Source organism: Bacillus sp. TH13, from assembly GCF_016651175.1.
GTDB classification, from domain to species: Bacteria; Bacillota; Bacilli; order Bacillales; family Bacillaceae_G; genus Bacillus_A; species Bacillus_A thuringiensis_S.
In genome coordinates this window covers 264,088-277,899 of record NZ_JAEKEJ010000020.1, presented here as the reverse complement: position 1 = coordinate 277,899, position 13,812 = coordinate 264,088, and the positions used below count along the sequence as shown (strand labels likewise).

Here is a 13,812-nt window from a genome sequence, read left to right as displayed (position 1 = left end):
TTTTAATCTAACTCCCCGATAAACGTAATCTCTTTTTCATAGCATTCATCTACATCATAAATAATTTCTTGAAAGTGAAGCGTTTTGAAGGAATGACAAACTGAAATTTCCCATGTCTCCCAAAAATCAATTTCATTTGAAAGAAGAATCCATTTTTGAAATTCACTATCTCTATTAAAGAAATTATGAAAGTAGTCCTCATTTTTAAATATAATGATTTGCGAATCCCACAAATTATTTATAGAAATTAAAACAACAACTCGATATGTATGTGTATCGCTCGGTTTCATATTTATTAAATGATTTGCTTGATTTAATAGGGTTTGAATACATAATCGCTTTACTTTTCTAGGTGTTTTACAAGAGTCAATAAAAGCTTGCGAAACTGGCAATAGCATATTCCAATATTCATCGTTATAGAAAGTAGAAGGGAACGTTTTTGTATGTTCCTCAATTCGCTTTATCATAGTGTTTGTTTTTCGTTTCATACCACGTATTTTCTTTTCACGCATTGTGAGTCATCTCCATAAATTTTTGTAATGCAGCAGAGTAAAACATATCTTTTCTAGTAATAAAAGTAGTAGGAACTTTTTTGAAGCTATTTGGTAAAGGGTTGAATGATATGTCATGTTGATGACCATTTAAAATAGACTTCATCATAATTGCTATGCCCATACCTGATTTTACACATGCGAGTATCGCTTCAATTGTTCCAAACTCTAATACACGCTTAGGTGAAATTCCTTCTTCTTGAAGCCAATCTTCTAATAAATTTCTATAATAGCACCCGTGACTAAATGCAAGTAAATTCATGTCTCCTATGTCTTTAAAGGAAGATAAAGGCTTTTTGCTAATGAGAACTAATTCTTCTTCACGAAATATATTTGTATGAAGTTCAGCATGCTGAGTAGAGCCAGCTATAAACGCTCCGTCCAGTTTTCGTTCTAATACAAGCCTAATCAATTGTTCCGTCGTATTTGATTCTAAAATCAATTCGACTTTTGGGTATTTCTCATAATAGGCCGTTAATATAGATGGAAGTCTTACAGCGGTTGTAGATTCTGTACATCCAATTTTTAAAGTGCCTCTTGGTTCGATCCCATTACTTTGAACTGCTTTAACAGATTGATCCATTAAGTAGATAATTTGTTTGGCGTATATTAATAAAATCTTACCGTTAGAAGTTAAAGTTACACCTTTTCCGTTTCGGTAAAATAAAGGCACACCTAATTCGTTTTCTAGTTGTTTCATACGCATTGTTACGCCAGACTGTACATAGTTTAAATTTTTAGCTGCGTGAGATATGTTTTTTTCTTTCGCAACTTCGTAAAATACAGTTAAATCTTTTATATCCAAGTATCATCCCTCCAGAAAAGATATCATTTTTTTTGATGGATTACATGATAAATCTTTATTTTATATGATATCAGAACTTTTATACAATGAAAGGGGATGGAGGGATTATTGTGTTAATGGAAGAAAGGGTGAATAGTACTTATAAGTGGGTTATGTTAATTTTTGCGACGGTTGCTCAAACAACAGCGACACTTATAACGTATGGTGTTGGAGTGTTTGCTTTATTTTGGAAAGAAGAATATGTACTTACGAATACGGAGATTGGATTGTTAGTAAGTGTTGTAAATATAGGACCGCTATTTTGTATGCTTTTTGTCGGGCGGCTACTTGATCAATACAATGAAAAGTTGTTAATTTCGATAAGTTCATTTTTACTAGGAGGTTCGTTTTTACTGACTAATATGGTCAATGGATTTAATGGGTTACTCTTTGTACTTTTATTAGTAGGAACGTTTTATAGTGTTTCGCAGCCAGGAGGAAGTAAGGTGATAATGAAGTGGTTCCCGAAAGAAAATCGTGGGTTAGCGATGGGGATTAGACAAGCAGGTATACCGATTAGTGGTACGTTAGTGGGAGTATTGATCCCGTTTCTTACAATGAAATATAACATGGCTTATGCGGTAAATAGTATTGCATGCATTTGTATAATTGGAGGGTTTTTATTTTTTATATTTTATAAGGAACCATATATTCAAGAGAAAGTTAAACAAGAACGTATTAAACTTTCTTTTTGGATGCAGTTAAAAGAAGTGATGTGTAAAAAAGAGTTGTATGCAATTTATATAACTGGCATTTGTATGATTTCATTGCAAATGGTGTTAGTTGCACACTTTATAAAATTTTTAGTATTGGAACAATCAATCACGCCAATTTTAGCTGGAAAAGTATTTTCCGTTATGTTCTTTTCTGGAATGGTTGGTAGGGTTATATTAGCAGCTACTAGTGATTTGTTTTATAAGGGAAATCGGCGCACCCCTTTATTTATAACTGTTTGTATTTCTATTCTCTGCATTCTAATATTAGTAATGAGCATACATACAATAACGAATGTATTGTATGGTGTAAGTGCATTGTTAGGGTTCTTTTCGATTGGATGGTTTAGTCTTTTTATAGCTGAAGTTGCAGAATCAGCAAGTGAAGAATCGGTAGGGATGACAGTGAGTTTTGCACTTACATTAAATCAAATTGCCATTATTGTTGCACCTGCTTTATTTGGTTATATTGTAGATAAGAAGGGATATACGTATGCGTGGTTATGCATAGTGGTATTACTAACTATTTCAGCGGTTAGCTTATATAGGAATTATAGAAAATAAAAGAATGTTAGCAATGTAAATTTTTTATGAAGAAAGTCTAAAGAAATGTTGAATGAGCGACATTTCTTTTTTTATTTGTTGTATAATCAAAATGTAAATGAGATTCGTTTTCAATTTCGTTCATTACCTATTTTGAAATTACCTGTAATTTTAGCCATAATTAGCTGTTTTTCTTTATCGTTATTTGCGTGATTTATTTTATTTAAAAATTTTTCAGCATCATTTCCTTTTAATATTATAATTTATTTTCCGTAATATTCAATTAATAACATGTTGTTTTTTGTTATCCGATAATGAAACATCTTATCATCTAAACGATTGCGTTTATCGGTGTTTTTCATATAACATCTCCATTCTTTTTAGTATGTAACAAATGTTACAAAAGAATTTGAAATTATAGTGTAATGCATCCGATTGTATGTTGGAAATTTTGCAAGAAAGAAATACAATAGAGAGTAGTCAAAATTGAAAATGAGAAAAAGGAATCTAGTTTTAACAGAGTGAATATTAAATAATATTATAATATACTTGATAATTAAAAGATATAAAATAGAATGGATACACGTTAAGTGAAACTAGATAAAAGAGGGTTCCTAGTATGTTAAAGAAATGGTTAATCATTTTCTTTATTTTTGCTGTTTTTTGTGGAAGTGTTGTTACACTGATACATGCAAATAAAGGAAAAAAATATGATGCAAAGGCATTTTCTAATGTAAATAGTAAGCAAAAAGATGTTAAGCAGGAAGTTGATGCGAATGAAAAAAAGCGTTATGAAATTGCAGCTGGAAAACTAGACCAGTACTTAAAAGATAAAGGATTTAATGGGAGTGTTCTTGTAGCAAGTAAAGATCATGTCATTTTACGAAAAGGCTACGGTTATGCGAATGTGAAAGATCAAGTATTAACAACTCCAAGAACGAAATATCGCATTGGGTCTATTACGAAAACAGTTGTTGCAATATCTATTATGCAACTAAAAGAAAAAGGGAAGTTGAACATTGAAGACAATGTAAATAAATATATCCCATCGTTTCCGGCAGATAAAAACATTACGTTACGAAATTTGTTAACACATACGTCTGGATTACCAGAACAGGGACAAGGTAGTGTTGACGCAGCATCACGGTTAAAATTAGTAACGTGGATTGGGGCACAAACGTTACAATTTCCAGCAGGGACAGGATGGAAATATACAGATTATAATTATATGGTGCTTGCATATATTGTAGAAAAAATATCGAATAAACCACTTGCTAAATATGTGAAAGAAAATATTTTGACTCCTGTTGAAATGCATGAATCTGGAATGGGCGCAACACTTCCAGAAGATATTTTCTTAGCAGAAGGGTATACAAAAAAAGATAATAAGTTAATAGCCACACCTCGCTTAAAAATGAACTGGCTGTATGGTTGTGGTGAAATGTATACGACTGTTGAAGATATGAAAAAGTTAGATGAAGCTATTATGGATGGTAAACTACTTTCTAAACAAAGTGTATCAGATATGTTTTCTGCATCACCTGCAAGAAAATATGGATTTAGTTTCTATATTTACCCAGACTATTATCATAACCACGGTGTATTAGCTGGCTGGAACACTTTTAATAATTTTAACTGGGATAAACGAACGTTTGTCATATTATTTTCTAACGTCCAAAATGGTATGAATGATGCATTTAATCAAGAATTTAGGAAAATGGCGAATGATTTAATAGAAGGAAAATAATTATAAAAAATCGGTATTGATATGTAATTATCAATACCGATTTTTTTATTTTGTAAAGTTTTACTTACTGCCCACAAATAGCGGGATAAATAGGTAAGAAAGGTGATTGGCATTTGAATAAATCAAAATAGGTAGTTAAATGCTAAGTAATGCAAAGAATAATTGGTAATTTTTACATTGATAAAAAAGCTTGAGCTTCACACTATGTGAAGCTTTACATTATTGGAGACAAGAACAGGAGGTTGAAAAAATGAAAAAAGCAATAAAGTTTTGTTTAATAGCTACATTATCTACAACGATTATTAGTGGATGCTCTTTTGAGGGTAACAATGAAAATGTTAAAGGGAAAGAAGGAGAAAAAGTAGAGGTACAGAAAAATGCTGGGAAATATACGATGCCAGATGAAAAAGATAAACATGAAGGTACATGGCTGCAATGGCCACATGAATACACATATGGTGAAGAGTATAAGCAGGAAGTTGAACCTATTTGGGTTAAGATGGCAAGTGCTTTAACTGAGGGAGAGAAAGTCCACATTGTTGCATATGACCAGGAAGAAAAGAAGAGAATCAATAAGCTTTTAACAGATGAAGGGTTAAATATGGAGAAGGTTGATTTCTTTATCGCGCCTACTGATGATGTATGGGCAAGAGATAGTGGACCAATTTTTGTTTATGACAATAATAAAAATTTAAAAATATTAGACCCGGCATTTAATGGATGGGGAAAGAAAACGCCTTACAAAAATGATGCTCGAATACGAGAGAATGTCAGTAAACAATCAGGAATTGAAAGAATTGATTGGGGGAAATTTGTACTTGAAGGTGGCGCAATTGAATTAGATAGCAATGGGACTGCGTTATTAACTAGAAGTGCAGTAACGAATAAAAATAGAAATCCTAATTTATCAGAAAAGGAAATTGAAAAATATATAAGTGACCTTGGGGTGTCAAACTTTATTTGGTTAGACGGAGTACTTAATTTAGATATTACGGACTTTCATATTGATGGATTTGCTAAATTCCATAATAAATCTACCATTGTAACGATGAAAGAAGATGACCTAGCTGAATGGGGTTTATCTAATAAAGATATGGATACATTGTTAGATGCCAAAAATGCTTCAGGACAGAAATATAAGTATGAATACTTGCCGCTTAGTAAAGAAAAGGTTGCTTTAGAAAATGGAAAAACTCTCAATTATAAGGGATCGTATATCAATTATTATATTGGGAATACAGTTGTATTAGTGCCTCATTATAATGATCCGAATGATAAAATCGCAAACGATACGATTCAGAAGTTATACCCAGATCGTAAAGTAGTCGGTATTGATGTGAGAGAGCTGTATAAAAACGGCGGTATGATTCATTGTGTGACGCAACAACAACCCGTTAGTTTGAATTAGTAAGTGGAAATAGAATTATCGGCAGGGATATCCCATAGTCGAAATTTTGGCTAGGTGACATCTTTTTTTATTTGTATAAAAGGGAGTATTGGCGTTGAAAGAAATTATCTTAATTAGCTTCATAATGATTGGATTTATGATTCTAGTATTTAATTGTATACTTTCATAATTTAAAAGATAAAAATGGGAAGGGAATTTTGTAGTAGGACCCATTACAATCATCAAAAATTTATATGTTGAATTCTTGTTAAGAGTCCATTTCTGGCTCAATGACGGCTTTATAATATTTCTCCATGCTATAATCCATTCATGAAATTTACATGTTGCATGAGTTGAGAAATAGTTGGCTTTGTGAAAACAGTTATGTAACTACGATATAAAAAGTGAGGTAAATAATATGGAACAAAAACATAATGGCATTATTTTTACTGCAATACCAGACGAATCGAATGAATATTATCAGCCATTTTATGAAGACTTGATTTACTTTAATGAATGTTTAAATGAAAAGAAATCAATTGCGGATCAACTTATATCTGTATCTGCTGAAGAACAAGACTTTCATACGAGCTGTTTTGAGTATGATGATATTTGGCTAAGAGATGTTGCACCGATTGTCACAAATCATCTAGTTAAATTTAAATATCGACCAAATTATTTACCAGATAATCAAGGGCGATATTTAGATCAACAATTTAATAAATGGTTGAAAAAGAATGAATTTGAATATGTGAAATCCCCATTAATATTAGATGGTGGTAATCTTATTTGGAATAAAAAAGATACTGTAATATTAACAGAGCGCATATTTGATGATAACGATGATTGGACAGAAGAGGAAATTATTGAGCAGTTAGAATGGGACTTAGAGGTGAGCCGAGTTATTATTATTCCTGCTGAAGAAGGGGATGTACTAGCACACGCAGACGGAATGGTTAAATTTATTGATGAACATACAATGTTTATTAGTGATTTTTTAGGGGATTATGAATTTAGATATAGTGTTCAAAAGATTATTCAAGAACAAATGCCAGAAGCTGAATTTATAGTTGTTCCTTCATCATATACAGAGAAAGGACAATACGATCAAGAGATAGCATCGGCAAAAGGGTTGTATATAAATATGTTAGAATCATGTGATGCCCTTTATGTTCCTAAGTTTGGACTAGCTAAAGATGAGGAAGTTTTACGATATATTCAACAGTATACGGAGAAACAAGTTATTCAAATTCATGTAGGAGAAATATCAACAATGGGAGGCGCAATGAATTGTTTAACGTGGTATTGTCCAAGTCATTTGTTACCTTTAAAAATGAGAAGATTGAAAAATCAGAATGAAGATTTTTCAATGAAGAAGATTTTTGATTGGTTTTAATAAGTAAGTAATGAAAAGAAAATGTATTCAAGGAGTATTGATATGTATACCATCGCTGAGTTTTCTCGGATTTGTAAAATGAGTACGCGGATGTTAAGACATTATGACAAAGAGGAGATATTAAAACCGGCATATGTGAATCCGGTTAATGGGTATAGGTATTATGAACAAGGGCAGCTGGAAGTAGCATTGAAAATAAAAAAGCTAAGGGAGTATAAATTTCCTCTTCCAAAAATTAAAATTGTTTTGCAGTCATCGGATCATGATTCGTTTGTTCAACATATACAATCACAAATTATCGAGTTGTCTCATGAAGTGAAGCAAAATTTACAGGTTATTTCAGAAATGAATGAAATGGTAAAGGTGAATAGTAGTCTAAATATTGCTCGCCATAGAAGTTACGATATATTAATGGGAATGAGGAACGAAGTAACGCTAATTACTCAGAGATTAAAAATAGATATAGATGATATGGATGATTATTTTTATGACTTATATGAAGAGGTACAAAAAAATAACTTTCAAATAGTCGGTTCTCCATCTGCAGTCTTTTATGATGAAGAATATATTCCAAGTAACAGTGATATTGAGTTAAGAATTCCGGTTATGCAGGGGAATGATGAAGACGTAGCACAAGAGTATGGAATGAAAAAACTAAGTCCACATCAAATCGTTACTACTATGCATTATGGAAGTTACGACTATATAGGTTACGCTTATATAGCGTTAGAAGAATGGATTGAAAGAAATGGGTATGTGATAATTAATTCTCCATATGAGGTTTATATAAAGGGACCTGAATGTGATTGTTTAGCAGAAGAGTATGTGACACAAATTTGTTTTTTAGTTACGAAAATAGAATGAGAATAAGGATTGACATTAACATTATGTCAATCCTTATTCTATGTACGAAAGCAATTTATCATAATAAAAAGGCGAAATAAAGAATCACCTTATAAAGTTGCTACAAGTAAATGAAGATATTCCTGTTGACCTTAACACGATGTCAAAGTATAGACTGTACGTACATTCATATAAGGGGTGAACACGTATGAGAAATATAGAAAATAGTTTGTTTTATATGCCTGCGGAATGGGAGAAACATGAAGGTACATGGCTCCAATGGCCACATGATAAAGCACATAGAGGTGAAGGTTACAGAGCTAAGTTAAATGATATTTGGACATCGATGGCAAAGGAGCTTCACTATGGAGAAAATGTCCATATTGTTGTATGTGATGAAGAAGAAAAAATACATGTCCAATCGAAGCTAATTGAAGCTAACGTGAATATGGATAAAATTGATTTCTTAATTCAAGAAACTGATGATATTTGGATACGAGATAATGGACCAATCTTTGTAACGGATAAGGAAGGGGAACCGCTGCCTAACGCACTGGATATTTAATGGTTGGGGAAATAAATATCCGTACGAAAACGACGCTAATATTCCGAATAAAATAAGTGAAATGTATCGCATTCCAAAAGTTGAATCTAGTGTCTGTCTAGAGGGCGGGGGAATTGAGATAAACGGAAATGGGACCTTAATGGCGGCGAAAACGTCTATTATAAATGAAAATCGAAACCCCACACTAAGTCAGAAAGACATTGAAATGGAGTTAACGAAATATTTAGGAGTAACGAATTTTATATGGATAACTGGTATACGTGGAGAAGATAATTATGATGAAGATACGGATTATCATATTGATGGCGCGGCACGGTTTGTAAATGAAAATACGATACTGTATGAATATGATCCTTTCGGTGAAGGAGAACCATATCTTTTAGAGGCGTACGAAAAGCATTATCAAGAATTACGGCAAACGAAAAATATAGATGGAAAGCCATTTCAGCTCATTCCAGTACCAATAACAAGAAAAGTGGTAAAAAAAGCAGATTGTAAAGGATTGTACTTAAATTTTTACATTGGTAATGAAGTCGTATTGGACCTATATACGGTGATGAACATGATAAATTAGGGCTTCAAATCATTGAAGGTCAATTTCCAGGGAGAAGAATTGTCGGTATATATGTTAACGAATTGTATGCATACGGTGGTATGATTCACTGTGTGACGCAGCAGCATATAGAATAGAGTAATTCAAATAAAAAGCATGCAGAGCATATACTCTGCATGCTTTTTATAGTGCTGAAAACTCCTCAACAAGTTGAGTGAATTGTTTCAATGCACTTTCAATTGGTTCTGGCGTTGTTAAATCGACACCAGCTTTTTTCAGTAGGTTTAGTGGATAATCAGAACTTCCACCTTTCAGGAATTCAATATAATTTTTCTGGGCATTCGGATCACCGCTTAATAGTTTATCAGCGATTTGAATGGCAGATGCGAATCCAGTTGCATATTTGTATACGTAAAACGGGCGATAGAAATGAGGGATTCTAGCCCATCCGTATTTTACTTCTTCATCAAATACAAGTGAATCACCGTTATATTCTTTAAATAACTTTTCATAAATTTCACTGAATACTTGTGCATTTAATGGTTTACCTTGTTCAGCCATTTCATGTGTGATTTTTTCAAATTCTGCAAACATAATTTGTGTAAAGAAAGTACCTTTAAATTTCTCAATAAAATGGTTAACTAAATGGTTACGCACGTTCGTTTCTTTTGCTTCTTTTAATAAATAGTGAATTAATAACACTTCATTTACTGTAGAAGCGACTTCTGCGACAAAGATAGAATAATGCGCAGAAATTCTTGGTTGGTATCCATGTGAATAGTGCGTATGCATACCGTGACCGCATTCATGAGTAAGAGTGAACAGGCTGTTTAAATCATCGTGATGATTTAAAAGAATGAAAGGATGAACACCGTATACACCAAAGTTATAAGCACCAGAACGTTTTCCTGGTGTTTCTCTTACGTCTATATATCGTTTATCTTTAAAACTTTTTAATGTCTCAATATATTCTTCTCCTAAAGGAGCTAGTGATGCAATCATAATGTCAAATGCTTCACTATATGGAATGTCTTGTTTTGCACCTTCTACTAAATCGACGCCTAGGTCGTATTGTCTTAGTTCATCTACGTTTAATTTTTCTTTTCGAATTTCATTGTATGTATGTAATGTTTGAATGTTTTTTTTCGTTGTATCAATTAGGTTTTCATATACTTCTTTCGGAACCATATCGCCAAATAATGATTTCTCTAACGCCGATGGATAGTGTCTTAGCTTCGAAACAGTAACATTATTTTTAATAGCAGCGGATAAAGTAGATGCGATGGAATTCTTTAACTGAACATATGGTTTGTAATATGCTTTATAAGCTTCTTTACGCTTTTCACGATTCGCATCTTCTATTAACTTTGCATACATTCCGCGTGTTAAGTTCACTTTCTCTCCATCGTCAGTCGTCACTTCACCAAATAATATATCTGCATTATTTAACATACCAAATGTGTGCTGTGGAGAGGAAAGAGCTTCACCCATTTGTGATAAAATTTCTTCTTGGTCCTTATTCAATACGTGTTTTTTATAACGATATAATTCAAACAAGTCTTCTTTATAATAATGTAAGCCTTCTGTTTCTTCTATGTAAGAATGTAATGTGTTTTCGTCTATGCTAAGTAAGAAGGGGGAAAAGAAAGATTTAGCTGCACTTACTTTCACGTGTAATTGTGATACTTTATCGACAAGAGATTGCGCGTCAGTATCGCGCGTATCAAGGTCAGATTGTAATCGTGCATAAGCGAACATTAAAGATATTATACTAGAAATTTCTTCACTCTTCGTTAAATAAGCTAATAAACTATTGCCATCGTGAATATTTCCATTAAACTCGTGTAATTCCTTCGTTAATACTTCAATTTTATGAAAATCACTTTCCCAATCTTCAATTGTATGGTAAATGTCTGTTAAATCCCATTTTTCTACATCAGCTACTTGTAATCGATCTTTAAGTTCTGTCATAATCATTTCCTTTCTAAACATGTAGTTATATTTCTATATAACTATGAAATACAACAAATTGCAAAAAATCCCTGCTGAAAATTGAAAAGCCTTGCTAAAATAACAAGGCTTACATACTTATAGTGTAATTCCGAATTTTGAATGTAAAAGGTTTGTATATTGCATGGCTGTAACGGTTTCTTTCGTTTTTTTACCATTTTCCGCTACTGTAAAGCTATCTTTCGTTAAAGAGGCATGTCCAGCTTCAGTTAGTTTTACAATAAGAGGTACTTTATTAAAGGGTGATTCTTCATGTTCAACGATAATTTTTTGTGCTGTATTTGCTTTTTCTTCATCCACTTCTTCTATATAAAATGCATAGCCTAACGTCCAATCATCAGCAGAAGATTGATCCAAAAACTCATTGTTTTTACGCATCTCTAAAATGTAGTTTCCCTTTTCAGTCATTTCTTTACGAATACGATAATCTCCTGTAACAGAGTGAATGACTTCACCTGAGAAAGGGACAGGTGCAAGAGGTAAGTATGATCCGAATCCTACTTCAATTAAATAAAGTTCATTATGATGTGTTAAAACGGTTGCGATATGGCCAGAATCAACAGCCCATATGGAGTTTGCAGCGTTATAAACCGTTCCTGAAACGAGATGAACATTAAATCCAGCGTCTTTAAGGAAGTAATACATAGTAGGATTGAGTTCATAACAAAGACCGCCACGGTTATTTACTAAAATTTTCTCTTTCAAATTTTCTTTTGATATTTCTTTAAAATTCTTTTCGAGAATATTTAAGTTTTCAAAAGGAACAGTTTGTGCCATTGCGTACATAATGTTAGATAAATCTTCAAATGAAACTGTGTCTTTTTCTTCTATATGTAATCGTGCGAAAAATTGTTTTTGAAAATCTGTCATAGAAATCCCTCCGTTATGCTTTTATAGATAAATTGTAAACAATCTTGAATAGGATGTGAAATTAAAACTACGTTGAATATTTGAAGTGAGACTAAAAATAATGTGGGAGAGTGAGAGATTGCTACTTTACTAACGGTGGAACGAATATTATAATAATTCTGATAAACAATGCAAACGCTTCCTTAGGAGGGGATGGAGTACAGATGTTTAAAAGAATAACAATAATCGGATTGTCAGTTGTTATGTTTTTACCTAGTATATGTGGGGGGAGTAAAGTATATGCAGATACAGTTAACAATGGAACGCTAATGCAGTATTTTGAGTGGTACGCTCCGAATGATGGAAATCATTGGAATCGTTTGCGTACTGATGCTGAAAATTTAGCGCAAAAAGGAATTACATCTGTTTGGATACCACCTGCATATAAAGGAACTACGCAAAATGACGTAGGATATGGAGCATATGATTTATATGATTTGGGGGAATTCAATCAAAAGGGAACAGTGCGGACGAAATATGGGACGAAAGCACAATTGAAGTCTGCAATTGACGCTTTACATAAGAAAAACATCGATGTATACGGTGATGTAGTTATGAATCATAAAGGTGGGGCTGATTATACGGAAACTGTCACAGCAGTTGAGGTAGACCCGAGCAATCGAAATATTGAAGTATCAGGTGATTATGAAATTAGTGCGTGGACAGGATTTAACTTCTCAGGGCGTGGAGATTCTTATTCTAATTTCAAATGGAAATGGTATCATTTTGACGGAACGGATTGGGATGAAGGAAAGAAATTAAACCGAATTTATAAATTTAGGGGCATAGGTAAAGCATGGGACTGGGAAGTGTCTAACGAGAATGGGAATTATGATTATTTGATGTATGCGGATCTTGATTTTGATCATCCAGATGTTGCGAATGAAATGAAAAAATGGGGAACGTGGTATGCGAAGGAATTAAATTTAGATGGCTTTCGTTTAGATGCTGTTAAACATATTGATCATGAATATTTGCGCGATTGGGTAAATCATGTTAGACAGCAAACGGGGAAAGACATGTTTACAGTAGCTGAATATTGGCAAAATGATATCCAGACTTTAAATAATTATTTAGCGAAGGTCAATTATAATCAATCTGTGTTCGATGCGCCACTTCATTATAATTTTCATTATGCTTCAACAGGAAATGGAAATTATGATATGAGAAATATTTTAAAAGGAACGGTAGTTGCGAATCATCCTACACTTGCGGTTACTCTAGTTGAAAATCATGATTCACAGCCTGGTCAGTCATTGGAATCTGTAGTGAGCCCTTGGTTCAAACCGTTGGCATATGCATTTATTTTAACGCGTGCAGAGGGATATCCTTCTGTTTTCTATGGTGATTACTATGGTACAAAAGGAAATAGTAACTATGAAATTCCAGCGTTAAAGGACAAAATTGATCCGATTTTGACGGCACGAAAAAACTTTGCATATGGTACGCAGCGTGATTATTTTGATCATCCAGATGTGATTGGCTGGACAAGAGAAGGTGATAGTGTACATGCTAATTCTGGTTTAGCGACGTTAATCTCTGATGGACCAGGAGGGACAAAGTGGATGGATGTTGGAAAGAATAACGCAGGGGAAGTATGGCACGATATTACGGGTAATCAAACAAATACTGTAACAATTAATAAGGATGGGTGGGGGCAGTTCCAAGTAAGTGGAGGATCAGTTTCTATATATGTTCAGCAGTAATTTGGTGATGAAAAAGAAGAGGTAGACTGAAATATAAGTCTTCCT

General features: G+C 33.1%; 11 protein-coding genes and 1 pseudogene. 7 read left to right on the top strand and 5 right to left on the bottom strand.

Annotation, left to right across the window (positions count from 1 at the left end; translation table 11 throughout):
• Positions 1-2: 2 nt before the first annotated feature.
• Positions 3-512: a DUF3916 domain-containing protein gene (locus JFU02_RS06175; RefSeq protein WP_061666696.1), complete on the bottom strand. Its 510-nt coding sequence runs from the start codon at positions 510-512 to the stop codon at positions 3-5.
• On the bottom strand, positions 505-1,356 hold the full coding sequence (locus JFU02_RS06170; protein ID WP_201070246.1) for a LysR family transcriptional regulator: 852 nt from the start codon (positions 1,354-1,356) through the stop codon (positions 505-507). Before JFU02_RS06170 ends, JFU02_RS06175 begins: the two co-directional genes overlap by 8 nt.
• A gap of 86 nt (positions 1,357-1,442) precedes the next feature.
• Between JFU02_RS06170 and JFU02_RS06165 the strand changes: the two genes are divergently transcribed.
• Positions 1,443-2,672 (top strand): MFS transporter, encoded by a 1,230-nt coding sequence (locus tag JFU02_RS06165; RefSeq protein ID WP_140337885.1) that lies wholly within the window; start codon positions 1,443-1,445, stop codon positions 2,670-2,672.
• A 110-nt stretch (positions 2,673-2,782) separates the two neighbouring features.
• Here JFU02_RS06165 and JFU02_RS32590 read toward each other — a convergent pair whose 3' ends face one another.
• Positions 2,783-2,914, bottom strand: a complete 132-nt coding sequence (locus JFU02_RS32590) for an ABC transporter ATP-binding protein (RefSeq protein ID WP_308201943.1) — start codon at positions 2,912-2,914, stop codon at positions 2,783-2,785.
• A 356-nt stretch (positions 2,915-3,270) separates the two neighbouring features.
• On the opposite strand from JFU02_RS32590, the gene JFU02_RS06155 reads away from it, so the two are divergent.
• The 5 genes and pseudogenes from JFU02_RS06155 to JFU02_RS06135 all read left to right on the top strand — a co-directional run bounded on the left by JFU02_RS06155 (position 3,271) and on the right by JFU02_RS06135 (position 9,279).
• Entirely contained in the window at positions 3,271-4,398 is a 1,128-nt protein-coding gene (locus JFU02_RS06155; RefSeq protein ID WP_000915171.1) for a serine hydrolase domain-containing protein, read from the top strand.
• 250 nt (positions 4,399-4,648) lie between these two features.
• Positions 4,649-5,806, top strand: coding sequence for an agmatine deiminase family protein (locus JFU02_RS06150; protein ID WP_140337887.1), 1,158 nt, complete (start codon positions 4,649-4,651; stop codon positions 5,804-5,806).
• A gap of 397 nt (positions 5,807-6,203) precedes the next feature.
• A complete protein-coding gene (locus JFU02_RS06145) occupies positions 6,204-7,181 on the top strand; it encodes an agmatine deiminase family protein (protein WP_098515932.1) in 978 nt (325 codons plus the stop codon).
• A 42-nt stretch (positions 7,182-7,223) separates the two neighbouring features.
• Complete coding sequence (locus JFU02_RS06140; protein ID WP_000287987.1) at positions 7,224-8,045, top strand: MerR family transcriptional regulator; 822 nt, start codon at positions 7,224-7,226, stop codon at positions 8,043-8,045.
• A 187-nt stretch (positions 8,046-8,232) separates the two neighbouring features.
• Positions 8,233-9,279 (top strand): annotated as a pseudogene (locus tag JFU02_RS06135) (agmatine deiminase family protein).
• A gap of 46 nt (positions 9,280-9,325) precedes the next feature.
• Here JFU02_RS06135 and pepF read toward each other — a convergent pair.
• Both pepF and JFU02_RS06125 read right to left on the bottom strand, forming a co-directional pair.
• Positions 9,326-11,113: an oligoendopeptidase F gene (gene pepF / locus JFU02_RS06130; RefSeq protein ID WP_201070244.1), complete on the bottom strand. Its 1,788-nt coding sequence runs from the start codon at positions 11,111-11,113 to the stop codon at positions 9,326-9,328.
• 117 nt (positions 11,114-11,230) lie between these two features.
• Positions 11,231-12,022: an arylamine N-acetyltransferase family protein gene (locus JFU02_RS06125; RefSeq protein WP_000129188.1), complete on the bottom strand. Its 792-nt coding sequence runs from the start codon at positions 12,020-12,022 to the stop codon at positions 11,231-11,233.
• 203 nt (positions 12,023-12,225) lie between these two features.
• Between JFU02_RS06125 and amyS the strand changes: the two genes are divergently transcribed.
• Entirely contained in the window at positions 12,226-13,767 is a 1,542-nt protein-coding gene (gene amyS, locus JFU02_RS06120) for an alpha-amylase (protein WP_098867036.1), read from the top strand.
• The last annotated feature ends 45 nt before the right edge of the window (positions 13,768-13,812 follow it).